This window comes from Calidifontibacillus erzurumensis (assembly GCF_013303125.1).
Lineage (GTDB): Bacteria > Bacillota > Bacilli > Bacillales > Bacillaceae_J > Calidifontibacillus > Calidifontibacillus erzurumensis.
Genome location: NZ_JABTTE010000015.1, coordinates 59,766 through 84,025, shown reverse-complemented (window position 1 = coordinate 84,025; position 24,260 = coordinate 59,766). Strand labels below are relative to the sequence as shown.

Annotated in this window: 23 protein-coding genes; 2 read left to right on the top strand and 21 right to left on the bottom strand. The window is 35.7% G+C overall.

Features of this window, described 5'->3' with window-relative positions; all coding sequences use genetic code 11:
• Nucleotides 1–205: 205 nt before the first annotated feature.
• The 3 genes from HR057_RS11590 to HR057_RS11580 form a co-directional block, all read right to left on the bottom strand.
• Nucleotides 206–1,204: a methyl-accepting chemotaxis protein gene (locus HR057_RS11590; RefSeq protein WP_173731601.1), complete on the bottom strand. Its 999-nt coding sequence runs from the start codon at nucleotides 1,202–1,204 to the stop codon at nucleotides 206–208.
• A 262-nt stretch (nucleotides 1,205–1,466) separates the two neighbouring features.
• On the bottom strand, nucleotides 1,467–1,733 hold the full coding sequence (locus HR057_RS11585; RefSeq protein WP_173731600.1) for a hypothetical protein: 267 nt from the start codon (nucleotides 1,731–1,733) through the stop codon (nucleotides 1,467–1,469).
• A gap of 125 nt (nucleotides 1,734–1,858) precedes the next feature.
• A complete protein-coding gene (locus HR057_RS11580) occupies nucleotides 1,859–2,038 on the bottom strand; it encodes a hypothetical protein (protein WP_173731599.1) in 180 nt (59 codons plus the stop codon).
• Nucleotides 2,039–2,309: 271 nt separating this feature from the next.
• On the opposite strand from HR057_RS11580, the gene HR057_RS11575 reads away from it, so the two are divergent.
• Nucleotides 2,310–3,701, top strand: a complete 1,392-nt coding sequence (locus HR057_RS11575; RefSeq protein WP_173731598.1) for a YcdB/YcdC domain-containing protein — start codon at nucleotides 2,310–2,312, stop codon at nucleotides 3,699–3,701.
• A gap of 210 nt (nucleotides 3,702–3,911) precedes the next feature.
• On the opposite strand, the gene HR057_RS11570 is transcribed toward HR057_RS11575, so the two are convergent.
• The 3 genes from HR057_RS11570 to HR057_RS11560 form a co-directional block, all read right to left on the bottom strand.
• Nucleotides 3,912–4,151 (bottom strand): hypothetical protein, encoded by a 240-nt coding sequence (locus tag HR057_RS11570; protein ID WP_173731597.1) that lies wholly within the window; start codon nucleotides 4,149–4,151, stop codon nucleotides 3,912–3,914.
• A 137-nt stretch (nucleotides 4,152–4,288) separates the two neighbouring features.
• The gene (locus HR057_RS11565; protein WP_173731596.1) at nucleotides 4,289–4,957 is read right to left on the bottom strand and encodes a DNA alkylation repair protein; all 669 of its coding nucleotides are present in this window, start codon (nucleotides 4,955–4,957) and stop codon (nucleotides 4,289–4,291) included.
• 73 nt (nucleotides 4,958–5,030) lie between these two features.
• A complete protein-coding gene (locus tag HR057_RS11560) occupies nucleotides 5,031–5,735 on the bottom strand; it encodes a polysaccharide deacetylase family protein (protein ID WP_173731595.1) in 705 nt (234 codons plus the stop codon).
• A gap of 939 nt (nucleotides 5,736–6,674) precedes the next feature.
• Here HR057_RS11560 and HR057_RS11555 point away from each other — a divergent pair.
• Complete coding sequence (locus HR057_RS11555) at nucleotides 6,675–7,187, top strand: DoxX family protein (RefSeq protein ID WP_173731594.1); 513 nt, start codon at nucleotides 6,675–6,677, stop codon at nucleotides 7,185–7,187.
• 200 nt (nucleotides 7,188–7,387) lie between these two features.
• Here the strand turns inward: HR057_RS11555 and rlmH are convergent, their stop codons facing one another.
• The 15 genes from rlmH to rpsR all read right to left on the bottom strand — a co-directional run bounded on the left by rlmH (nucleotide 7,388) and on the right by rpsR (nucleotide 23,809).
• Nucleotides 7,388–7,873, bottom strand: a complete 486-nt coding sequence (rlmH, locus tag HR057_RS11550) for a 23S rRNA (pseudouridine(1915)-N(3))-methyltransferase RlmH (RefSeq protein WP_196237928.1) — start codon at nucleotides 7,871–7,873, stop codon at nucleotides 7,388–7,390.
• A gap of 76 nt (nucleotides 7,874–7,949) precedes the next feature.
• Nucleotides 7,950–8,105, bottom strand: coding sequence for a CxxH/CxxC protein (locus HR057_RS11545; protein ID WP_173731610.1), 156 nt, complete (start codon nucleotides 8,103–8,105; stop codon nucleotides 7,950–7,952).
• A gap of 221 nt (nucleotides 8,106–8,326) precedes the next feature.
• A complete protein-coding gene (locus tag HR057_RS11540) occupies nucleotides 8,327–9,547 on the bottom strand; it encodes a S1C family serine protease (RefSeq protein WP_173731592.1) in 1,221 nt (406 codons plus the stop codon).
• A 176-nt stretch (nucleotides 9,548–9,723) separates the two neighbouring features.
• Nucleotides 9,724–10,518 (bottom strand): MBL fold metallo-hydrolase, encoded by a 795-nt coding sequence (locus HR057_RS11535; protein ID WP_173731591.1) that lies wholly within the window; start codon nucleotides 10,516–10,518, stop codon nucleotides 9,724–9,726.
• Nucleotides 10,502–11,317, bottom strand: a complete 816-nt coding sequence (locus tag HR057_RS11530) for a two-component system regulatory protein YycI (protein WP_173731590.1) — start codon at nucleotides 11,315–11,317, stop codon at nucleotides 10,502–10,504. Before HR057_RS11530 ends, HR057_RS11535 begins: the two co-directional genes overlap by 17 nt.
• A 20-nt stretch (nucleotides 11,318–11,337) precedes the next feature.
• The gene (locus HR057_RS11525; protein WP_173731589.1) at nucleotides 11,338–12,636 is read right to left on the bottom strand and encodes a YycH family regulatory protein; all 1,299 of its coding nucleotides are present in this window, start codon (nucleotides 12,634–12,636) and stop codon (nucleotides 11,338–11,340) included.
• Nucleotides 12,633–14,459, bottom strand: coding sequence for a cell wall metabolism sensor histidine kinase WalK (walK, locus tag HR057_RS11520; RefSeq protein WP_173731588.1), 1,827 nt, complete (start codon nucleotides 14,457–14,459; stop codon nucleotides 12,633–12,635). The genes HR057_RS11525 and walK overlap by 4 nt, the downstream gene beginning before the upstream one ends.
• Before the next feature lie 6 nt (nucleotides 14,460–14,465).
• Complete coding sequence (yycF, locus tag HR057_RS11515) at nucleotides 14,466–15,170, bottom strand: response regulator YycF (RefSeq protein WP_173731587.1); 705 nt, start codon at nucleotides 15,168–15,170, stop codon at nucleotides 14,466–14,468.
• Nucleotides 15,171–15,395: 225 nt separating this feature from the next.
• Complete coding sequence (locus tag HR057_RS11510) at nucleotides 15,396–16,865, bottom strand: peptidoglycan DD-metalloendopeptidase family protein (protein WP_173731586.1); 1,470 nt, start codon at nucleotides 16,863–16,865, stop codon at nucleotides 15,396–15,398.
• 274 nt (nucleotides 16,866–17,139) lie between these two features.
• A complete protein-coding gene (locus tag HR057_RS11505; protein WP_173731585.1) occupies nucleotides 17,140–18,432 on the bottom strand; it encodes an adenylosuccinate synthase in 1,293 nt (430 codons plus the stop codon).
• Between the two features lie 165 nt (nucleotides 18,433–18,597).
• Nucleotides 18,598–19,956, bottom strand: coding sequence for a replicative DNA helicase (dnaB, locus tag HR057_RS11500; protein ID WP_173731584.1), 1,359 nt, complete (start codon nucleotides 19,954–19,956; stop codon nucleotides 18,598–18,600).
• A 100-nt stretch (nucleotides 19,957–20,056) separates the two neighbouring features.
• Nucleotides 20,057–20,506, bottom strand: a complete 450-nt coding sequence (rplI, locus tag HR057_RS11495; protein ID WP_173731583.1) for a 50S ribosomal protein L9 — start codon at nucleotides 20,504–20,506, stop codon at nucleotides 20,057–20,059.
• Nucleotides 20,503–22,476, bottom strand: a complete 1,974-nt coding sequence (locus HR057_RS11490; RefSeq protein WP_173731582.1) for a DHH family phosphoesterase — start codon at nucleotides 22,474–22,476, stop codon at nucleotides 20,503–20,505. Before HR057_RS11490 ends, rplI begins: the two co-directional genes overlap by 4 nt.
• A 15-nt stretch (nucleotides 22,477–22,491) precedes the next feature.
• Nucleotides 22,492–23,430 (bottom strand): YybS family protein, encoded by a 939-nt coding sequence (locus HR057_RS11485; RefSeq protein WP_173731581.1) that lies wholly within the window; start codon nucleotides 23,428–23,430, stop codon nucleotides 22,492–22,494.
• A 139-nt stretch (nucleotides 23,431–23,569) separates the two neighbouring features.
• Nucleotides 23,570–23,809: a 30S ribosomal protein S18 gene (gene rpsR, locus HR057_RS11480; RefSeq protein ID WP_173731580.1), complete on the bottom strand. Its 240-nt coding sequence runs from the start codon at nucleotides 23,807–23,809 to the stop codon at nucleotides 23,570–23,572.
• Nucleotides 23,810–24,260 lie beyond the last annotated feature (451 nt).

Below are 24,260 nucleotides of genomic sequence, written 5' to 3'. Positions count from 1 at the left end.
TGTGTATAGATATCACATATTTTAATGAGGTTTTAACATGTACTATGTATACTTTTGAAAGAGATATACCTCAATGATCAGTATTTCTTATGCAAAATTAGAAGGGAGCAAGGGATTGAGTTGTCCCCTTGATTCCCTTAGGAAATAATATTTTATATTTTTTAATAGCAAAATTAAATAGATGCAACAATATTAATGAATCATCCTAAGCAAGTGATTCTACAACTATAACAGACCATCCTTTTCCTCTATAAGCATTGTAACCTTCCGTGAGACAATACGCATAAATTTGATCATTCTCAATCTTATAGCCCCGCTTTTCCTTCCCGGTTAAAATATTTTTTACCCCTGGCATTTTAGAAAGTCTTTTTTCCAAAATACCAGTGCGATCCTTCGATGCAATGATATAACCTTCTGAATTAATTACATAAAGCTGGCTTTTTTCATCAATTTTTACACGTTCAATAATGTCATAAATATATTCCCAATTAAATCTAGTTGTGATTACTCCAATTACTTCTCCCAAATCATTATGAACAGGACTCGAAAAACCCATTGTATAACCACCAACAGAAGAAGAATAATACATATCTGTTACAAAGGTCCCTTTGTTTTGAATAACTTTTTGGAACCATTCTCTATCAGCCATATTTTTACCTACTTGGTTTTGATTTTGAGCAGCAGCAATAATTTCACCTGACAGATCTACAACAAATATATCAAAATAAACTTCGTAAATTTCATGAAGCTTTTTCAGTGTTGCTTGGGCATTTTTCTTAGATTCCACAGTAGGATCCAAAAGACATTGTTTAATAGAATTAAAGGTTGCCCAAGCCTGAACATCACAATTTCGCTCAAATAAGTTGCGGTCAATTTTATCAATGGTATCAAAAGCGACCTCAACTGTTCTGACTGCAACGACTTGATTAGCTTTATTTTGGATACTTCTAATCAAACTTTCACTCTCTTTACTTGCATTCAAACTCTCTTCAGCAAATTTCTTAATTTCTTTTGCTACGACAGAGAATCCACGTCCAGCCTCCCCCGCACGGGCTGCCTCGATTCCCGCATTGAGAGCTAATATATTAGACTTCATTGAGATATTTTGAAGTTTCTTCATGACCTCTTGCATTTGGTGATTTTCTTTTTTTAATTCATTCATTAAAACCGAAACATTTATATTCTTATCTAAAGTATTTTCCATTACCGCCCACCTCTTTATATATATTTCAACAAGATTGAATTGTGTATAATCCCTAAATCCAACTCTATCAAATTATACGTTACTTAAAATAACATTATATGTTATATAATATAACATAATAATTAGTGTAAATATAAATTAAAAATAAAAAAGCTGTTCCAAGTTGTAGATTATACGTACTTGAAAACAGCTTCTTTTCGTTTCACTTTGTTGGAATTCATTTAAACTTGTATAGTATCAAGAGTTCTTTGCTCCTATTAATTTAAGTAAAAACATTCACAAAGAAAGATATAATGCCTAAAACTACAAAAATTGTTTGCAGAATAAAAGGAACAAGAACCCGTCTAATTTCTTCTTCTCCTTTTGCTTTTTCCAGCTTTGTTCTAACATCCTTCCATCCAAAATAATATAAAACAAACAATAGAATTAAAATAACATAAGGCATAGTTGCTGGAATTTTATATGTTAGATAAATACCAATTATCACTAAGGGCGTCATAATAAGGTAATACTGCTTTTTAATACTCAATAGAATCCCCTCTCCTCACCAATGGTACCATAAAGACACAAAATGATTTTTAAAGATAATTGGCCTTTTCCGGAACAAGAAGCTTTCCCTTATTGTAAACAAGCTCTATCTTCATAAGAACATTTTTATTCTCTTTCCCGCTTAGTAATCGTAGGCTCACCATAATCCTTTACAATATAACGGTGAATACCGTTATCAAAAGTAACATAAACAGAAAATGTTTTTCGTGCCTTCGGGACTTGTGTTGAACGGATTAATCTTATATTCTCTTCTTCATATCCTTGATTTATTAAATGATCTTTCACTTTTTCTTCTGCTTGCTTCTGGGAACTCTCTTATCTATACTTTGATGGAAAAAATCCTGTTTTGCACCACAATTAACAATAAAATAATTACTATTATTTTTTAATTTTCATAAAATGATCTCCTTAAAAATGGTCCTGACATTATGATATAATATATTTACCATAAAATTCCAATATATATTTGTAAAATATCTTATTTCCCTATAAAATTTTCAAAATAGCAGCTGGAGCAACTGTAAACAGACTAATCAATAAGAAAGAAGTGATACATATGTTAAAAGAACAACTGGCAAAATTAGCGTTAAATTTTGTATCCATTCCTCAAAACTATCAATTACTTGTTGAAGATTATTCAAATGGACAAGCTAAATTTATGTGGTCAAAGTCAAAAGACGATTTAGACAATGGAATTGAAGTGACACTTGACAAAAACGGAAAATTAATCGAGTTAACTAGACCGCCTTCAACTGATGGAACACTCGTAACAACAGAGCAACAGCGAGCTATTGCAGAACAATTTCTAACATCGCAATACCCTGAAGCACTCAATTATTTAACGTTATCTACTGTTATTGAAAATGAGAAAGATACAAAATTTTTCTATAAACAATATGTAGAAGGCTATCCTCTTGATAGCTATACCACCAAAATCATCGTTTCCAAATATGGTGAAATCATTGACTTTAGGTACGATGGCTATACAAAAACACCACCGACATTCCCAGCACAGCTTGCTAGTAAAGAGGCTATTTTACAACAATTATCTAAAGCACCATGGAAACTATCTATGAAGTATTTATTAAGTGACCTTTATTCTGTGCCACAGTCTGGCTTGTACCCGGTTTATGAAAGTCCGATTCTTTATCAATCATTCAATGCCGTAAATGGAGAGCCTTTCTTTGAACATGAACCGGAAGAGCCAGGGACATTCATCCCTTTTCCAGACATTCCTGTAGTTGAAAAACGAATAACTATAGAAGAAATGATCGGTATATCGGATTGTATGATAAAGCTAAGAGAAGTCGAAATCGATGAAAACACACTCGGCATTGTCTGGCGGGAAAAAAATTGGCCTGCTCCGAAAGATAAAACAATGGAAAGCTTCCTTCTCGAACGTTTGGAAGATACAGTAAAAGCAAAAATTGATAAGCATTCCGGAAATTTAAAGGAATTCACGTGGTTTAAAGATCGTACTGGAGACCTTCATCTTTCATTTGAAGCTTGTCGAGACATTGCTTGCACATTTATTGCAACGTATTTTGAAGAGTATGTCCCTTATTTACAATTACAAATCGAGGAACCATCCTTCAATAAAGCAAATCGGGCATTTTTCACTTTCCCACTTCACACAGCTCAAGGCTTACAAATAGAAGGAGAACATTTTTACGTTGGGGTAAACAAAACGACAGGATGTATCGATCTATTATGGTCCCCTCGTATTGACTTAGAGCTTCTTCAATCCTATGAAGATCCATCAATTCAACCATTCGAGAACGTCCTACCTGCCTTAAAAGAAATCGGTGCCTTTTTGCAGTGGTCTAGAAAGTACGATGAAAATGAAAACGATGAAGTATTAGAATATAGACTGGGACAAATTGAAACAAAACAACGAATTTTTGGAATAAATGCAACGACAGGACATCTTATCGTCAATAAAATTTAAGGAAGTGGAGTAAATTTGCTAGGAAATATATAATATTTAAAATCTATAAAAGCTAAAAACTACCTAGAAATGTAGATTAAACATTTCTAGGTAGTAATTTTAAAAAACCGCACCTAATTTATGGATCACTATTTAAGAGAAAAACAAATTTAAACGAGCTTGGAATCAAAAGTTCGGTGTCTACTTTCTTTAATTAAAGCCCCCGTTAGATTACTTATTCGTTTTTCTATTAAAACTTGCGATTAATAATCCAAATAAAATGGCTTCTATAATCAAAATTAACCAAAATATTGGTTGAATTTGGTCTACAGGGGAACCACCAACTCCACCGTGAGCAAACTTATATAACCAAACATGTTCTCCCCACATAATGATTGCAATTAACTGTGTAACAAATACTGCAATAAAAAAGGATATTATTTTTAGCATTTCAATCCCTTTCCATTCCATATTTTTGTTCAACCCCACTGTTCCGATAGTTGAAAAATGATTACGACTATTCAACAATCTCTCTATTACTTTTACTGACCATTAGTACAAATGCGACTGCTTATGTTCTGCAATCGCACCAGCTAATCAGCTATTTTCTATTTATTTTGTCTTTTGTTCACTTCTATCCTAATGAACTCCGGTAAATATTTAGGAGTACATCCTTTTGCTACAATTTCATCTTTATAAAGACCCGTTTTCTCACCAAGTTGAATAGAGCGTTCACGATATTTTTCATCATAAACGCCGATCCAGCCCGCAGTGAAATTCATAGCCCATTGAACTTCCGGTTCTTCCTGCATAATATTTGCTTCTATTTTAGATAGTAAATCTGCAGTGTTATCAGGCGGTGTTTGTCCAGTCCATCTCAATCGCCCTTGATAATACCAATAAGCTCGCCTTTGAAGAGCAGAAGGGCTATTTTCCCATGAGTTTAGCAATGCAATTGTTTTCTTGTCTTTGGTGAGCTGATTAGCCATTAGCCAATCCATTAAATTATTTCGCTCATCATAAGTGTGAGTCTGCATATCGTTATCAAGCTTTTTTAGCACTTCTTCTGAAAGAAGTTTTTTGTCCATAATTAAGATTGCTAATAGTCTTGGTAAGTACTCTCCGGTTGACCATAATTCCATAGCTAGTTCATGATCTTTTTTAATGTCCTTTGCAATTTTTCGTATGTCGCCTAGCTTCGTTTTCCTATTGATTTGAGATAAAATGTTTTCTGCTTTTGAAGATCGTTTTATTTCTGTACCTTTATTTTCATTCATTTTTTCACCTCATTTTTGATAAGGTTTTCCGTATTGTATCTAAATGATTAGTTAAGATGCCAAGCTTATAATATTATTCTTCCAAACTCTGAAGTTCATTAACCGTAACGAATTTATATCCTTCTTTTGATAAGGTCTGTAAAATTCCTTCAATCGTTCTTAATTCTTCACCAGAATGATCATACATTGGGTGCAATAATATTATTGATCCCGGCTTTACATTTTTGACTACATCATTTATTTTATCTTCGGATGAGGAAAAGTAAGTATCTGGTTCAATATTCCAAGTAATGGTATCTCTATGATGTTTATATAAGTAATAAGGCAACCCTATTAATTTTTTTCCATATGGAGGTCGAAAGTCGATCTCACCACTATATCCAGCTTCACGAATCAGTTTGTCCGTTTTTTCAATTTCGTTCTTGATAAAAGAAGGAGATTTAAGAACCATTCTTTTATGAGAATACGTATGATTTCCAATTTGATGCCCTTTAGCTACGATCTTTTTCGCTTCATCTAAATTTTTTTCCAAGTCTTGACCAATCAGAAAAAAAGTGGCTTTTGCATTGTATTGATCCAACAAAGGAAGAATCTCATCTACATTTTTTGTTGGTCCATCATCAAATGTCAAAGCAACTACCTTTTGACTAGTTTCCACCTCGTAAGTTAATCCCCCAAACAACTGAAAGGTTCTAGATTTGGCTAATTCCCACATCCCATACAAAGCAAGAATAACTATTAAAATACCGATTCCTATAATCATCAATTTTTTCTTCATACATATAGCCTTCCTTTTACGTATTTATTTTTAAAGAATTGGGCTCGATACATTAAGGCTGGTTAATATTAGTTTCTATACCACACTACGAGTTTTACCAAGTTTAGTACTTCCACTGTAACATAAGGGTAGGGTGATTCACTAGTACCAACATCGTTTAGTGCTACTTGCGTAAAAACATTTGTCTAGGGGTATGGACAAATTATTGAGGACTGGTTGGATAAAGACACCAAGCCGCTGAGCAAACAATGAAGACAAAACACTGTTTGAAATGCTTAAACAGAAGCATGGATTCAAAGGATCGTATCAAACTATTTGTGCGTATGTGTAAAAGCGTAGACCAGAACTTAAGCTCGAGAATGAACAATACTATGAACGTCTTTAGCATCCTCCAGGTGAGGCGCAAATCGATTTTAAGAAGATGACGGTGGTGACGACGAAGGAGATAAAAAAAGAAGAACGATCTGTTTTGAAAGACAGTTTTTGTATAGCAAAGCTGCGTTTGCCTATCCTCTGCTTGCAGAAAACAGTGAATGCTTTTTACATAATGCTTATTCAACACGTAAGGATCTTAAAACCTTTTTTAAAAGAGTACAAACATCGCTTGACACTCTTATTTCTCCCCCATAATACTCTGAACCTAAATGTGGTCGAACGTATTTGAGGTTGGTTAAAGTAAGTGTTATTTTGAATCGATTTCACCTACGCGCAATGAGATATAAAAAGTCGATTTGATCGTTCATGGAATACTTATGTGTTTTACCAAAAAAGTACTTCTTCGTATTGGGTCGATGGCAATGTCGGAAATTTAACTTAGATTTATATAGATTACCACATATTAGGATATCAAACTATTGGCCTATTCCTAAATTAAAATAAACACCTTATAATGATAATGAAAATCAAAATCAATTATAACTTTATGAAAGGAGGTTTTTAATGGTAATTAACTTTTTAAGAGAAAACGTTTATGCTTCTTATGCATTCCTAGTAATGCGTTTGTATCTTGGTTGGACATGGTTGGAAGCTGGTTGGAAAAAAATTATTGGTGGAGATTTTGATGCTAGTGGGTTTCTACAAGGAGCATTAAAAAAAGCGTCTGGTGATCACCCAGCAGTTCAATCTTGGTGGGCAGGTTTTATTGATAGCTTTGCCTTACCTAATGTCGGACTTTTTAATATCCTCGTTCCTTGGGGAGAATTTTTAGTAGGTCTTGGACTTATCTTAGGTTGTTTTACTACCTTTGCTGCTTTAATGGGGATGGTTATGAATTTTTCGTATCTTTTTTCAGGAACAACTAGCACTAACCCTCAGATGGTATTATTCGGAATGATAATCTTAGTTGCTGGTATAAATGCAGGAAAAATTGGGTTAGACCGTTGGATTATTCCATTCATTAATAAACAGATACTAAAAAAAGGGGAGCAAGATAACTTGCCCCAAAGCGCTTAATAGATAAAAATAACCATTTCTTAAATTCTACTACAAAAAAATACAACTGCAAACACAAACTTTATCCACCCTATTTTGGGTGGTTTTTATTTTGATTTGTTCAGCTAAACGGGGATTCTAGATTATATTCTTTTAATTCTTTAAATAATGCTTCATCTTTTTCGGAATATAATAAACCTTACTTTGCTAAAAAACCGCATCTATTTATGATACGGCTCCCCCCTATTAATCCGAAATGCCCGATATATTTGTTCCAACAAAATAAGCCGCATTAGTTGGTGTGGAAAAGTCATTTTGGAGAATGACAAGGCGTAGTCAGCCCGCTGCTCGACTTTTTTGCTTAATCCGAGTGATCCCCCGATTACAAAAGCGATTTTGCTTTTTCCATAGGTTGCAAGCTGATCAAGCTCTTTGGCAAATTGTTCAGAAGACAACATCTTTCCGTCAATCGCTAAAATGATTACATATGTATCATCGGTTATTTTGGCAAGAAGGCGCTCACCTTCTTTTTCCTTCACCATTTCCATTTCCGTTTCACTTAAATGTTCTGGAGCTTTTTCATCAGGCACTTCGATAATATCGACTTTTGCATACGGTCCTAACCTTTTTAAAAACTCATCAATTCCTTGCCTAAGATATTTTTCTTTTAGTTTTCCAACACAGAAAATTGAGATATTCACATTCATCCACTTCCTATAAACAAGTTATTCACAATTTTTATCCACATATCCACAGCCGATGTCTGTATATTGTGTGGGAATCTTAGTTCGACACAATATATATCGCCTTTTTTTGACAATATTCACAGGTTGTTAATATCTCACTATTCTCTACTTTATCTATATTTGGGGCAACTTCATACTCATCTACAATTACATCCATGGCTAGTTCCACGTGGTCTTCACAACATTTAATCAACATATTCATTCACCCTCTCATGAACTATTTTCTCTTCTAAAATTTTCTACAACTTTTGACATCATCCACAACCTCTCATTTTACAAAAAAGGAGCCGACTTATCCACATTGTGGATGAATCGCCCCCGTTTGAATGAATATCTATTCATTTTTAGAACTCTAAGTTATCAACAATTAAATGGTTCATAATCAAATATTCAACTCTCTTTAGAGCTTATTGACTAATATGTGTGCTGCTCAGTCAATTTCATTGTTGTCTTCATTTTTTTGCCTTCCCGGTAAAATGTAACGTCCATTGTATCACCGATTTCTTTCTCAATATATAAATGTTTCCGGAGCTCAAGTACATCGGCAATTGGTTCTCCATCTAATTCTACGATCACGTCCAACTCTTTTAATCCGGCAATTGCCGCTGGAGAGTTAGGCATTACACTTACAACAAAAGCACCTTTATCAACTTCTTTTGGAAGCTTTAATGTTTGTTGCCAATGATAGCTTGGAATTTCATTTAAAGACCTTAAACCTACTCCCATGAAAGGCCTTCGTACTTCCCCGAATTTTTCTAAATCTTCAATGACCGGAATTGCACTATCAATCGGAATAGCCAAGCCTATTCCTTCAACTGCTTCTTGTGCAATCTTCATCGAGTTAATGCCGATGACTTGCCCTTTAATATTGACTAAAGCACCGCCGCTGTTACCTGGATTTATAGCTGCATCTGTTTGCAAAACTTCTAATTGCCAATCCGGACGGCCGTCGCGATCAAAATCTTGAGGAATTGTTCTTTCTACACCGCTAATGATTCCTTGCGTAACAGATCCGGAAAATTCCAAACCAAGTGGATTCCCAATAGCTAAAACTGGTTCACCAACTACTAAATTTTTTGAAGTTCCAATTTCAGCAACCTTCTTTACTTTATCGCCGTCAATTTGGAGGACAGCCAAATCCATTAGTCGATCACTACCCAAAACTTTTGCTGGCACCCGTGTACCATCACTTAAGCTGACTTCGACATTGGTGGCTCCTTCAATGACATGGTGGTTTGTAACAATAAATGCTTTGCCGCCTTCCTTTTTATAAATGACGCCTGAGCCTGTTCCAGCTTCATTCGTATTTGTCCAAAAGCCTGTTTCTTGAATGTTAATAACACCGACAACCGCATCAGATACTTTCTCAACAGCTTCGGTGATCGCTGAAGAAATATCAACTTGGATCGTTTGATATGGAACCATTTGACCTTCTTCTGTGATCACGCCTTGTTCCGTTTCTGTTCCTTTCGGCGTCAAGTTATAAGGAAGAACATCAAATTTTATTAAGGAAGGGATTGAAAAAATAATGATCATAGCTCCTAAAATAGCGCCAACAAATGCTGAAAGAAAGAAGCCAACCTTGTTGTTGTCTTTTTTCCTCCTGTTTTCATAATCTTGGTCATAATACCCCACGTTTCATTCACCAATCCTTTCACTGATGAATATGTAGCTAAGGTGTCCGATCTTTGCTGCCTCTATATTTAAGTATAGTGCTTATTTTCAGTTCCTTCCAAATTTTAACCGCTTTTCGTTCTGTAAAAATTTTTGGTTAAAAACTTTCCTTTCATCATAGATAAGATGTAAAACTTCTACACTACAGCAAGCTGTGTTGGGATTTTCGGATCTGTGTCATAAATTTTAAATGCTTCGCCAACGGCAAATCCTTTTTCCTCCAATGTCTGCGTGACAGCCATTCTAGCTAAATCTTTAATGTTATTATCTTTGCTTAAATGGGCTAAATAAATACGCTTTGTGTTATCACCAATGCAATCCGCTAATGCAAGGCCGGCATCTTCATTGGAAACATGGCCGACATCGCTTAAAATCCGCCGTTTCACATTCCAAGGATAAGGACCCATTCGCAGCATTTCTACATCATGATTCGCTTCAAAAATAAAAACATCTGAATTTTTGATCGTTCCTTTGATTCGGTCGCTCACATAACCTAAATCTGTACAAAGTGTCACTTTTTTTCCACCGCTATGAAAACAATAAAACATCGGTTCGGCAGCATCATGGGAAACGCCAAATGATTCAACATCGATGTCGCCAAAAGTTTTGACCGAACCCATTTCAAAAATAAACTTTTGTTCCGTTGGGATAGCACCAATTAATCCTTCCATCGCTTTCCACGTTTTTTCATTGGCGTAAATCGGCAAGTTGTATCTTCTAGCTAAAATCCCCAAACCTTTAATATGATCGCTATGTTCATGCGTTACTAAAATGCCGTCCAATTCCTTTGGATTAAGATTGACAGCCTTCATCAACTCCTCCATCTGTTTTCCACTGAACCCTACATCAACAAGCAGCTTTGCTTTTTCTGTCCCAATATAAAAAGCGTTTCCTGTACTTCCGCTTGCTAACACACTAAAATGCAAACCCATTTTCTCCAACTCCATCTTGCAATATTTCTACTATTTGTCCATCAATGGCATTTACAAAATAGTCGATTTCATCGTCAACGACGATATGCCATGTTGCCGCGAAAATTTGAACATCTCCTGATATTGGGACATTTTTGTAGTATCCTAATTCTACCTTTGTAATATGTCCGCCAGATGTCAAATAATCTTTCTTATACAAAACTTCAATGGCCTTTAATGGAGGCAATACTTCTTGGTTTGAGCCTTCTTCGATCATTTTTTCAATGGACGTTAACATCGTTTGCTCATAGCTTACAATTTCGTTTTTTTCATTTAAATGAACGATTACCATCGCATGTTCATTAAAGAAAAGTGTTTTTCCTTGATAGGTTTGAAAAAATATTAAATCATTATCTTTTTTATCCCATTTCCAAAACCGATACGATTGTCCCCCAATTACATTTTCTTTCATAAAATCAGAAAGGAAAGATTCAATATTTGTTTTAGGAAGGGCAATCGGCTCTGAAAAATAAGAAACAATCCAATCTTCGCTAATATGAGAAACCGATTGGTTGTTTAATTGGCTTAATTCATGAGATAAAAATTTTTTCCTTTTCCCGCTAATATACGGTTCTTGTTCTCCGACTATCGGAAGATTTCCGTAAGATATCCCATCCTCTTCCAATTGTTCTTCAATCGTTGATTCCGTTATAAATTCAAGCTCGGAGGTCGTCCGCTTTTCAATGAATTGAAAGACTAAAAACAAATCAAGAACGAGAAAGATTAATATAAAAATTGTCTTCGTTTTGCTCCAATCCAAACTACATCCTCCTTGGCCAATCACCTGTTAGGGATGGATACTTTTTCCCACTTGCCGTCATACTTTATAAACCAACTTGGCTGAATCGTTGCTACAGTAAAATCTGAATCTTTTTTCTCGATTTCATAGCCAATCAAAGCAAATTCTAATAAACTTAAAGAAAAATTAGGCTTTACTTGTGTCAAATAGCTTAACAATTCGCGGCCTGATGGAAGAAGAATGCTTTCTTGTCCATTGTCTATTTGAAAGCGCAAATTGATAAGAGAGCGGTTATATTCGTAAACTTCACTTTCACTCCATGATTCATAGATCGTTGTCATCCCATTAGGATGGAAAACTGGATAGCCATTTACCATCAATTGAAATTGTACTGATTGATTTGCCTTTTTCCAGTCTATTAGCATATAAGAATCCGTCCATCCGGAGTGGTCATTCACGAATTCTACCGATTTTAAAATAAGTTCTTCTGGCTCCAAGCCATATACATCTTGCTTCGCAGGATTCACATAGCGAAGCATCGTCTGATTTTGTAAAATTTCAAGCGCTCTTATTTCATCCGTAAAAGACTCTTCACCATTATTTAAACGATATTGCTTTACACCATTTGGATCAGGAAACAAAGCGTTTTTAATTTCTGTCGGTGGGATTCGTGCAGTTGTAAATGTTAAAGGTGTTAAAGATATTTGATTGTCAGGCAGATATAATCTTTGCCCATCTCTAGCATTTATACTAAAAAATAATTGCTTTGAACCACCAACTTGTCCAATTTTTTCTTGAATTTTTCTAACATCTTCCATATCAATTGGCAATTTAATCGCTTGGTCACCTGCTGTTGCTATTAAATAGAGGGCCGGATTTTTAGAAATATGAACAAAAATACGATCAAAAGAAGCGATATCCCACTCTTGGCGAACGGGCTTCATAATATAATTGGATATTGTAACAGGCAATTGAACAGGAAATACAAGTTCAAGACTGCTTCCATTATGTAATGTATCCAGCAGCCCTCTTTTCGTTATATGATCCAAATATTCATAGTCCAATACATTTACATCCATTACGATATGATACAAATCATTTGTTATCCAATCATCCAATAGTCCATAATGGTAGCCGCCATGATGATAAATAAATTGGATTGGTGTGATGACTTCGTTAAACTGCCGTTTTTCACCAATTGTTACAACTTGGGCTTTATTTGCTCTTTTTCCAAAGTCATATTGGGGTTGAAAGGTCCATAGTCCCCATGTTAAAGCTAAACTTAATAATACAAGTAGTAAAAGAACAACTGATTTTGTTCTTTCAAAATTCATTTTCATGAAAAGTCCTCCTCCCGCTCTTTTTCAAGAGGAAGGGTAAACGTAATGGTTGTTCCTTTCCCTTCTTCACTTTCCGCCCAAATTTGTCCGCCGTGAATTTCAACCATTTCTTTTGCAATTGCAAGTCCTAAACCAGTGCCTCCCATTTTCCTTGATCTTGCTTTATCAACCCGGTAAAACCGATCAAACACTTTTGCCAAGTCTTGTTTTGGAATACCAACGCCATCATCAGTAACTCTTACATAAAGATTATTTTCTTTCTGCACGAGTTCAAATCGAATTTTACCGCCTTCAGGAGAGTATTTTAATGCATTTGAAATGATGTTATCTAACACTTGCGTAATTTTGTCTTTATCAATCATGACAAATCGTTCGCGTTGGGAATAAGCTCTTTCAAAAATAAAATGATCGCCTTTTCCAATTTCAAACCGGTCTATTATTTGATCAAAAAATTTCGTGAAATTGACCATTTGTTTTTTCAATTGAAAATCTTTGCTATCTAATCGAGACAGCTGCAGAAGATCATTAACAAGTCGAATCATCCGTTCAGTTTCGTTTTGCGCAACATGAATAAAACGAGGAGCAAGCTCTTCGTTTTGCCAAGCACCATCTGCTAAAGCTTCCAAATAACTGCGCATTGTTGTTAACGGTGTCCTCAATTCATGAGATACGTTGGCAACAAACTCACGCCGCTCTTGTTCAATCGCTTCTTGTTCCGTCACATCTTGCAAAACCGTTATTAAACCAGTTGGGTTTTCATGGTCATCTTTTATTAAAGAGAAACTAGCGCGCAAAATATATTTATTTTTATCGTTTTCACTGAAATCAAGTAACACAGATTCAGCAGTATCATATAAATCTTCGATTGTTGCAGTTCCTTCTAATTTCAGCAAGCTCAAAATCGATGTTTGATAAATTGTTTCACGTGAAACATTTAACATTCGTTCTGCTGGTTCATTCATCAAAATAATGTTTCCGTCTTTATCGGCAGCGATGACCCCATCTGACATATGCGCCAAAACGGTACTTAACTTCCTTTTTTCACTTTCAGTCGTTTCCTGGGCAATTTGCAGTTTATTTGTTAATTCGTTAAATGTTTCCGCAAGCTGACCAATCTCATCTTCCCCATAAACATTAACTTTACGGGAAAAGTCTCCTTCCGCTAAGACAAGCGCCTGCTTACGCATATCAGCAATTGGTCTTGTGATCGTTCGGGCTACAAAAATTCCTAATAATGCGGTAATAGCTAAGGAAATGATAGTCCCAGATGCAAAAATTCCATTAATGACCCGCATCTGTTCATAAACTTTTTCCATAGAAGCAACGACATACATCGCCCCAATAACTTCTTCCTGATTTCGAATCGGAACTGCTTTAACAAACATTCTGTTTCCAGTTCTTGGGTCTAATAAAATATTTTCTGTTTCAATTTCACCAATAATTGCCTTTTTTAGGCGGACTTCTGTCGTCCGCCGCCCAATCATGCTTTGATCATATGGATTTGAAATACCGATGACGCGGAAACTGCTGTCGGCAACTTCTACTTCCGCAATATCATTAGAGAGGAAATCTTGCAAAATCGTATAAATTTCATCTTCCAGTTTTAATGTCCGACTATTCCTCTCTTCCATCATTTCTTGGCCAATATTGTAAACTAAAAGTCTTATACGCTCATTGACTGACTCGGTAAAATTGGTAGTGAGCTGTTGTTCAAGTTCACGAACGAAATAAACGCCAATGACTTGAATTGCAAATAAAATTAACAATACGTAAATTAGCACAAATTTAAAATGGATCGATTTCCAGAAACCGACTTTTTTCATCGTTTGCTACTCCTGATCTGGATTTCTTAAATAATACCCAACACCTCTACGCGTTACGATCCATGTTGGATGGCTCGGAATATCTTCGATTTTTTCACGAAGTCTTCTTATTGTCACATCAACGGTGCGCACATCGCCATAATAATCATAGCCCCAAACCGTTTGGAGAAGATGCTCACGCGTCATGACTTGGCCAATATGTTTAGCCAAATAATGAATGAGCTCAAACTCACGATGCGTCAGCTCAATTTCTTCCCCTCTTTTCTTTACGGTATACGCATCCGGATAAATCGTTAGCGCACCGACAACGATTTCCGAAGATTCTCCATTGGACTTTTCAATATCCGGTTGATGGCGGCGCAAATTTGCTTTTACACGGGCAATTAATTCTCGCGTACTAAATGGCTTCGTTACATAATCATCTGCGCCCATCTCTAAACCTAGAACTTTATCGATCTCTGAATCTTTTGCTGTTAACATAATGATTGGCATTTCATATTTTTTTCTAATCTCCCGACAAACTTCCATCCCATCTTTATGCGGGAGCATAATATCCAATAAAATAAGATCCGGTTTAATTTCTTCTACTTTACGAAGCGCTTCTATCCCATCGTAAGCACATGAAACTTTATAGCCTTCTTTTTCTAAATTAAATTGCAAAATATCTGCAATTGGCATCTCATCATCAACAACTAAAATGTGCTTTTCCATCTACACACTCCTCCTACAAAGATAGAAGTTTCCTATTTAACTTTATCATTTCTTTGCTATTTAAGCATCCCCAAATGCATATTGTTAAATGTTGTTATAAGCTTCCTCAAAAATCCATCTTTTATCGTTTTATCCAACCTATAAAATATAGACACCTAGTTTCATAAACGAGAAAGGGACAATCTCAATGTAAATACATTAAGAAAGTCCCTTTCTTCGTATAAACTATAATTCAGATCTTGGATTTACTAGTTTTCCATTTTTATAGACTTCAAAGTGCAAATGAACGCCTGTGGAATTTCCAGTAGATCCCATCACACCAATTTTTTGTCCTTTTGAAACCGTTTGGCCGACTTTTACTTCAATTTTTGATAAATGGGCATATACTGTTTTCATTCCATTTCTATGGTTAATAACAATTTTATTTCCATAACCGCCGTCCCATCCGGCAAATTCAACTTTTCCATTATCTGCTGCTAAAATACTCCGATTACTTGGTCGAGCAATATCAATACCTTTATGCTGTCTGCCCCATCGATAACCCATTGGGCTTGAAATGTAGCCGCCAACTGTTGGCCATGCTAAGTCACCTGTGCCACGGGAAGGGATCACTTTTGTTCCTTTTACAACGATTTTTTTTGTCGGATTTTTCACAATCGTTTCATTCGTAACAACTTTTTTAGTAACTACTCCATTTTCCCGTTCAATTGCATAAGTAACAATTCTTTGACCATTGCTGCCTTCTTGCTTTACTTTTGTTGTTCCTTTAAAAATACTATCATCTTTTACAACTTCAATTTCAAAAGGAATGACTTCTTCACGAACAGCTTTCATTTCAACAACAACTGTTACAAATGGTTGATATTGAGTTACATTTAATTCATCACCGATATGTATAAGCTCTTCTTCTTTCAAGCCTGGATTGAGCTGAAGCAACTGTTTTAAGGTCAAGCCATAATCTATAGCAATTTGACCGAGCACTTCACCTTCTTTAACAACGTGCTTCTTCGTTTCAAGCGTTCCCTTTTGCAATAACTCGACCGCTTGTTTTACAGATAAAATATCTTCCGGAAAAACTTTCCCTTTTGATGTTGTAACTTTCTCTTTAAATCGAACGTCCAAATAGATAAAATCATCATGTTTTACTTCTTTTGAACCATTCGCAAGAGCATTTAGAATTTCTTCTGGAACATATTTCATCTTTAATTGTTTTAAGACTTGCTCTGCTTCTTTTTTATTAGCTACAAATGCTATTGGCTTGCCGTCAACAACAATTGCTTCAGCATCAGCCATTTCCTTAAAAGCCTGATTCACATTTTCAATGGCTTCTTGATTATTAAAAATTGGTGTAAATACTTTTTCAGGTATGTATGCAAGTTGGTTGTTTAGTGAAAAATGGTATTCTTTAGAAACACCCTTTTCCTTTTCAATTTTTTCTGTTAAAATCTTTTCAATTACATCCTTTTGATCCACTGTACCTAAGAATTCATTTTTTAAATATATATGGTATACCGTATGTACATCTTTTTCAATGTTGTCGCTATTATCATTGGAAGCATAAACAGAACCAATTGAAATCGTAGCAGCTGCAGCCGTAACAATTGCAGCCCTCTTCATAACCATTGATTTATTCGAGTGAGGCGAGTGAAAAAAACGTGTCATAGTCGTTTTGAATTTATGTAAAAATCGTACCACGAATCTTCCTCCTATTTACTTCCTACTCCTTCTTGCAAAAGAAATTTTCAGAATTTTTATACATATGTTATAAACACCGTCTTTTTAAATGTACCATAATTCGTTAAAAATCTCTATAAATTTCATAATTCTGTCGAAAAAAACCGATAAATAAAAAAGGCATCCCTATATATAGTATGAAAAGCAACATAACATATGCAGATATAGTTCTGCTAATATATTATGGCTGTCATACTATATAGGGTTGCCTTATTTCGGGAGCGATTCCCTACTCTTAATTTGAAGAATAAACGCTGCGAACAACATTTGTTTGGCTTCTGTCCGGACCAACTGAGAAAATAGAAAGCGGTATTCCTGTTAATTGTGAAATCCGTTCTACATAATGACGAGCATTCGCAGGAAGTTCATCTAATTTTTTCACTCCGGAAATATCTTCTGTCCAACCTGGCATTTCCTCATATACAGGCTCACATTCTGACAATACTTTTAAGCTAGCTGGAAATTCTTCAAGAATTTCTCCTTTATATTTGTAAGCAACACAAATTTTAATCGTTTCAATACCCGTTAATACATCAATGGAGTTTAAAGATAAATCTGTAATTCCACTGACGCGGCGAGCATGGCGGACAACAACGCTGTCAAACCAGCCGACACGGCGCGGACGACCAGTTGTTGTTCCATATTCACGACCAACTTCACGAATTTGATGACCGATTTCATCATGAAGCTCTGTTGGGAACGGACCATCGCCGACACGAGTCGTATATGCTTTACAAACACCAACAACATGGTTGATTTTCGTAGGCCCTACCCCAGAACCAATTGTCACACCGCCTGCAACTGGATTAGATGAAGTTACAAACGGATATGTACCTTGGTCAATATCAAGCATAACGCCTTGTGCACCTTCAAATAATACCCGGCGTCCTTCATCAAGAGCATTGTTCAAAACAACAGATGTATCGCAAACATATTTGGCAAATTGCTGGCCATAGTTATAATATTCATCTAAAATATCTTCAAGTTTAAATCCTTCAACATTATATAGCTTTTCAAAAATTTGATTTTTTTCTTTTAAGTTGATTGATAACTTTCTTTCGAATTCTTCACGGTCAAGCAAATCTGCAATTCGAATGCCGATGCGGGCAGCTTTGTCCATATAAGCTGGCCCAATTCCTTTTTTCGTTGTACCAATTTTATTAGCACCTTTGCTTTCTTCAGCCAACTCATCCAATTTAATATGATATGGCAATATGACATGGGCACGGTTGCTGATCCTTAAATTTTCTGTAGAAACACCTTCATTATGCAAATATTCCAACTCTTTGACTAACGCTTTTGGATCGATAACCATCCCATTTCCAATGACGCAAATTTTATCTTTAAAGAAAATTCCAGATGGAATTAAATGCAACTTATATTTTTTGCCACCAAAAACAATCGTATGGCCGGCATTGTTTCCCCCTTGATAACGGGCAACAACTTCTGCATTTTGGGAAAGATAATCAGTAATTTTCCCTTTTCCTTCATCGCCCCACTGCGCTCCCACAACTACTACTGAAGACACTTTGTCTACACCTCCGATATTCAACACACGGCAATTCTATTTTTATTTTGCTTTATTTTACTGAAAAAAATAACCAAAGTAAGTTTATCAATATACAGACGTAAAGTCAATGAAACACGAACAATTTTATAAAAGTTAATTTTTTTGTTCGTAAAATCTAACATATTACGCAGTTGGTTGCATATCTTCCCGATGGCGTTCCAAGTTTACAAATTTATTAAATTCTTTGATGAAAGCTAATTCAACCGTACCAACCGGGCCGTTACGCTGCTTGGCAATGATAATTTCAATAATATTTTTATTTTCCGTTTCTTTGTTATAATAATCGTCACGATATAAAAAAGCGACAATATCGGCATCTTGCTCAATACTTCCCGATTCACGAATATCAGACATCATCGGCCGCTTATCTTGGCGCTGTTCGACACTACGGGAAAGCTGTGATAAAGCGATAACCGGAACACCAAGTTCACGCGCCAATGCTTTCAATGAGCGGGATATTTCTGATACTTCCTGCTGACGGTTCTCACTAGAACGGCCGCTTCCTTGAATTAATTGCAAGTAATCGATGACAATCATGCCAAGTCCACGTTCTTGTTGCAGCCTTCTACATTTAGAGCGAATTTCATTTATTCGAATCCCTGGTGTATCATCAATATAAATGCCTGCATTTGATAAACTTCCGATTGCCATGGTTAATTTTTTCCAGTCTTCTTCCGTCATTTTCCCTGTTCTCAACGCTTGAGCATTAATATTTCCTTCCGCACAGAGCATCCGCATAACAAGCTGCTCTGCCCCCATTTCCAGACTAAAGATGGCTACATTTTCTTCTGTTTTTGTTGCAACATTTTGAGCAATATTCAATGCAAAAGCCGTTTTCCCTACAGATGGGCGGGCAGCAACAATAATTAAATCATTTCGTTGAAATCCAGCTGTCATACGGTCCAAATCAATAAACCCGGTAGGAATTCCGGTTACATCACCTTTGCGGTTATGGAGAGCTTCGATATTATCATAAACACTGATTAATACATCTTTAATATTTCGGAATCCGCCGGTATTTTTCCGATTTGCAACTTCTAAAATGGAACGTTCCGCTTCATTTAAGATCGTTTCTACATCATCGCTTGATTGATAACTGTCTGTGATAATTGAAGTTGCCGTTCGGATCAGCCTTCTAAGAATCGATTTTTCCTCAACGATACGGGCATAATATTCAATATTAGCAGCTGTCGGTACACTATCTGCCAATTCACTTAAATAAGCAATGCCGCCGACTTCATCTAATTTTTTTTGGTCAGCAAGCTCTGATGTAACCGTGACAACATCGACAGGTTTGCCTTGTTCTGATAACTCCAGCATTGCTTGAAATATTTTAATATGAGCCGGCCGATAAAAATCTTCAGGTACTAAAATTTCTGAAGCCGTTGAAATGCTGGCAGGTTCAAAGAAAATAGCCCCAAGTACCGCTTGTTCAGCCTCCAAATTATTAGGCAATGTCCGATCTGTAAAAAGATCGCTCATCTCCGGATTCCTCCTTCCTTTTCAGATTGCATTGGAAAAGAGGCTGACCAAATGGTTGGAACAGCCTCCCTCTTTCTCTTTTTATATCAACGTTGGCTTTTTACTTTAATTCTTTTACATGTACTTTTAATGTTGCTGTTACTTCTTGGTGAAGTTTTACAGGGACATTTGTCACTCCTAATGAACGAATTGGTTCTTCAAGATCAATTTTTCGTTTGTCAATTTTAATTTGGTAAACTTTATTTAATTCTTCAGCAATTTGCTTAGAAGTAATCGAACCAAACAATCGGCCGCCTTCGCCAGACTTTGCAGAAAGCTCCACTGTCAGCTTTTCTAATTGCTCTTTCAATTGTTTAGCAGCTTGCAATTCTTCTTGGGCTTCCCGCTCTTGTTTTTTCTTTTGCTGTTCTAATGATTTCATATTTGCCGGGGTTGCTTCAAGGGCTAAATTATTCTTTAAAAGGTAATTTCGGGCATATCCATCCGCAACATTTTTAACTTCGCCTTTTTTTCCTTTCCCTTTTACATCTTGCAAAAATATAACTTTCATTCTTTTTGTCCCCCTTCTAAGTAGTCATCAATCGCCTGTTTTAATAGTATTTCAACTTCATCAATAGATTTCCCTTCAATTTGTGTAGCAGCATTTGTTAAGTGGCCACCGCCATTTAAACTTTCCATGATAATTTGTACGTTGACATCGCCTAAAGAGCGGGCGCTGATGCTAATTTTTCCATCATGTCTTCTGGAAATCACAAATGAGGCACTTATATTATTCATCGAAAGTAAAGTATCAGCTGCTTGGGCAATTAAGACTTGATTATAGACTTCATCTGGATCTGCTTTCGCAATGGCAATTCCTTTTTGATAGATTTCCGTATTTTCAATGAGTTTAGATCGTTTTAAATATTGGTCTAAATCTTCCTTTAAAAATTTCTGAACTAAAATAGTATCAGCGCCATGGGAGCGCAAGTACGAAGCTGCATCAAAGGTGCGTGAACCAGTCCGCAATGTAAAGCTTTTTGTATCGACAATAATGCCCGCCAAGAGAGCCGTTGATTCAAGCCGATCTATTTTTAATGTTTTCGGCTGATATTCTAAAAGCTCTGTCACAAGCTCAGATGTTGATGAGGCGTAAGGTTCCATATAAACCATGACCGGATTTTCAATAAATTCTTCACCCCGTCGATGGTGGTCAATAACAACAACATTATCTATTTTACTTAATAAGCGCGGATCAATGACAAGCGATGGTTTATGGGTATCAACAATGACTAACAAAGAATGATCAGTTGCAATCTCCAACGCATCATCCGGGGATATAAATCGATTCCACAATTCGCTTTTCATTTGAATCTCTGACATCATTCTGCGAACACCGGAATCGATATTTTGTTCATCTAATATAATGTATCCTTGCCGATCATTAGCTTCGGCAACTTTCAATACGCCAATCGATGCCCCAATCGCATCCATATCGGGAGCTTTATGACCCATAATAAACACTTGGTCACTAGCCATAACCCATTCACGCAAAGCATGGGAAATAACCCTTGCTCTGACACGTGTCCGTTTTTCCATCGGATTTGTCTTGCCGCCATAAAACTTTACTTTGCCGTTTTGATGTTTAATGGCAACTTGGTCTCCGCCCCGTCCTAAAGCTAAGTCCAAGCTCGATTGCGCCAACGCGCCTAATTCTGGCAAGTTTGAAGTACCGTGTCCAATGCCAATACTTAATGTTAGCGGAACATTTTGTTTCGAAGGCAATTCCCGGACTTCATCCAAAATATCAAATTTTGTTTTCTCCAATTGATCTAAAATTAATTGATTAAAAACGGCAATGAAACGATCTGATGAAGTTCTTTTAAGAAAAATTCCATGTTTATTAGCCCAATTATTTAATATAGAAATGACCTTGCTGTTTATGCTGCTCTTCGTTTGATCGTCCATTCCTTGCGTTACTTCATCATAGTTATCTAAGAAAATTACACTTAAAACAATTTTTTCTTCTTCATATAACTGTAAAATTTCCGTTTGTTCGGTAATATCAAAGAAATAAAGCAATTTGTCATCCCGATTAATATGAACGCGAAAATGCCGTTCATCTAACGTAATTTTTTCGACATCTTCTTCGCCTTTTAATAAAGAAACCATTCCTTCATAAATTGTGTTTAAATGACGTCCAATTAACGATTCCTCATTTAATACAGAGGCCAAATAGCGATTGGACCATTCAATTTGATACTCATCATTAAAAAGGACGATGCCAATCGGCATTTCTAAAAGCGCCTCTTCACCGACTTTCTTAACCCGGTAAGACAAAGTCGAAATGTACTGTTCCATTTCTTCATATAGCGACATCTCGTATTTAAATAAATAATAGACAATTGTGCCCGTAATGAGGAAAGCAATAATACCGAGCACCCATTGGAAATATGTGATGACCACCATCATAATAATTGAAAATAACAAGAATAAAATAAATGGAATACTTCGCCATCGTTTTTTAATAGAATTCGGCATATTTTCATCTCCACATCATTGTGGGTTTTTCATGCGCTTGCGCAAATCAAACCCTAAATCAATTATACCCAAGATTCTAATGATATACATTAAAAATGGTATGATGAAAGATACAATTGTTATAGTAACCGGTATGGCAAGCGATTTGTTTTTTATATAAAAATAGAAAAACAGAAAAGATATCCCTTGAATCGTCATTACAATTTCAAGTACTAGAAACAAATTAAGGATAATTGAATAAAGCAATGCATCTTCTGATTCAGTTATACCAAACATGATTAGAATGGAAACAATTAAATAATACCAAAGTAAACTTTTTGGAAATGTCCATTGTCTGAGCGGCGGAAAAGGTTGATAATCAATTTTTAGTCTTTTAAAAATTTGCCCTGCAAAAAACTGGGTTGTAATCGTAAATAAAACACTAATTAAAACAATTACACTTGGAACTACATACGAAATCATGTCAATTGACTCATACATCAATTCAAACTGATCCGTTGGCCGTCCGAGGGCTTTAAACATTTCTTCCCCCGTTTTGATCGATTCATGCATCATGTTCTTTGTATCTTCAACGATGTTCACGTTAAAGAGCAAATTAGAAAGAACAAACAAAAGAACAAGGTTGACCATTAAAGTCAAACTACCGCCGACAAGCACCGCATATGCACTTTTTCTTAATGAATATATATATCCCATAGCCAAGCCAGCTGTGCCATATGTAAATGCAAGCGGAACTGTAGCAATCGAACCGATGATATATGTAATAAAAAGAGCAACTACTAATAATAATAGCCCATTTTTTAATCCATGATGGACAACATAAATAATAAACGGGATCGGCAGACAAAATAGAAAGAACATACCTATAATCGGCATATATAAGACAATAAAAAGCAAGATAGAAAATATTGCTGCGAGCACAGCACCTTCTATGATGGGACGTACAGAATTCACACCTTCACCTCTTCCATGCGACTTCGCTTTATGTACCATTTTATGTATGAAATATGAATCTTTCAACCTATATGGGACAAGTTTTGTTACCGTGTTAAACAATGAAGGCAGCAAAGATACCCCCTGCTGCCTTTTTTAATCATTCATCGCTCACATATGGTAACAATGCCATTTGGCGTGCACGTTTAATTGCTGTTGTTAACTTACGTTGATATTTTGAAGAAGTTCCCGTTACTCGACGGGGTAAAATTTTTCCACGCTCAGAAATAAATTTTTTCAAAAGGTCAACATCTTTATAATCGATATGTGTAATGCCGTTCACTGTAAAATAGCACACTTTGCGGCGTTTTGCACGGCCTTTGTGCGATCCACCTGCCATCTATAGTCCCTCCTTCATAAATTATAGTCGTTCATTTTTTAAAAAGGAAGTTTTGTATGGGGGACCATGTACTACTTTTTACGGCAGCAAATGAAGGTATTCCAATAGTTATAATAACATAAAATTTTGATGTCTTACGATGATTTCCCATTTCTTCCGTTTATTTTAAAAGATTATTCATAAATTCAAATTATATTTTCTCTTTTTCCATTTGTTTTTTCTTATCTTCCTTCGAGAAAATCCCCTGCGAATAAAAAACAGTACCAATAATAATTAGAATTATTACTGTAAGTTTGCTTAAATCGATGATAACCCCCAGTCTATTTAAAAATATTGGTACAAGAAAAACTCTAAGCCAATAAATCTTGCTAATAAACTATAAACCTTAGTAGTTTCTTACTAGTTTATACATCTCCTATAGGTAAACAATCAAACTTTTGTTTAATCAATT

What these genes read in the sequence shown, in the direction of transcription:
- HR057_RS11590 (WP_173731601.1), bottom strand. Translation starts at nt 1,204, where the DNA reads ATGGAAAATACTTTAGATAAGAATATAAATGTTTCGGTTTTAATGAAT.
- HR057_RS11575 (WP_173731598.1), top strand. Translation starts at nt 2,310, where the DNA reads ATGTTAAAAGAACAACTGGCAAAATTAGCGTTAAATTTTGTATCCATT.
- HR057_RS11570 (WP_173731597.1), bottom strand. Translation starts at nt 4,151, where the DNA reads ATGGAATGGAAAGGGATTGAAATGCTAAAAATAATATCCTTTTTTATT.
- HR057_RS11565 (WP_173731596.1), bottom strand. Translation starts at nt 4,957, where the DNA reads ATGAATGAAAATAAAGGTACAGAAATAAAACGATCTTCAAAAGCAGAA.
- HR057_RS11560 (WP_173731595.1), bottom strand. Translation starts at nt 5,735, where the DNA reads ATGAAGAAAAAATTGATGATTATAGGAATCGGTATTTTAATAGTTATT.
- HR057_RS11555 (WP_173731594.1), top strand. Translation starts at nt 6,675, where the DNA reads ATGGTAATTAACTTTTTAAGAGAAAACGTTTATGCTTCTTATGCATTC.
- rlmH (WP_196237928.1), bottom strand. Translation starts at nt 7,873, where the DNA reads ATGAATGTGAATATCTCAATTTTCTGTGTTGGAAAACTAAAAGAAAAA.
- HR057_RS11535 (WP_173731591.1), bottom strand. Translation starts at nt 10,518, where the DNA reads ATGGGTTTGCATTTTAGTGTGTTAGCAAGCGGAAGTACAGGAAACGCT.
- HR057_RS11525 (WP_173731589.1), bottom strand. Translation starts at nt 12,636, where the DNA reads ATGAAAATGAATTTTGAAAGAACAAAATCAGTTGTTCTTTTACTACTT.
- walK (WP_173731588.1), bottom strand. Translation starts at nt 14,459, where the DNA reads ATGAAAAAAGTCGGTTTCTGGAAATCGATCCATTTTAAATTTGTGCTA.
- yycF (WP_173731587.1), bottom strand. Translation starts at nt 15,170, where the DNA reads ATGGAAAAGCACATTTTAGTTGTTGATGATGAGATGCCAATTGCAGAT.
- dnaB (WP_173731584.1), bottom strand. Translation starts at nt 19,956, where the DNA reads ATGAGCGATCTTTTTACAGATCGGACATTGCCTAATAATTTGGAGGCT.
- rplI (WP_173731583.1), bottom strand. Translation starts at nt 20,506, where the DNA reads ATGAAAGTTATATTTTTGCAAGATGTAAAAGGGAAAGGAAAAAAAGGC.
- HR057_RS11490 (WP_173731582.1), bottom strand. Translation starts at nt 22,476, where the DNA reads ATGCCGAATTCTATTAAAAAACGATGGCGAAGTATTCCATTTATTTTA.
- rpsR (WP_173731580.1), bottom strand. Translation starts at nt 23,809, where the DNA reads ATGGCAGGTGGATCGCACAAAGGCCGTGCAAAACGCCGCAAAGTGTGC.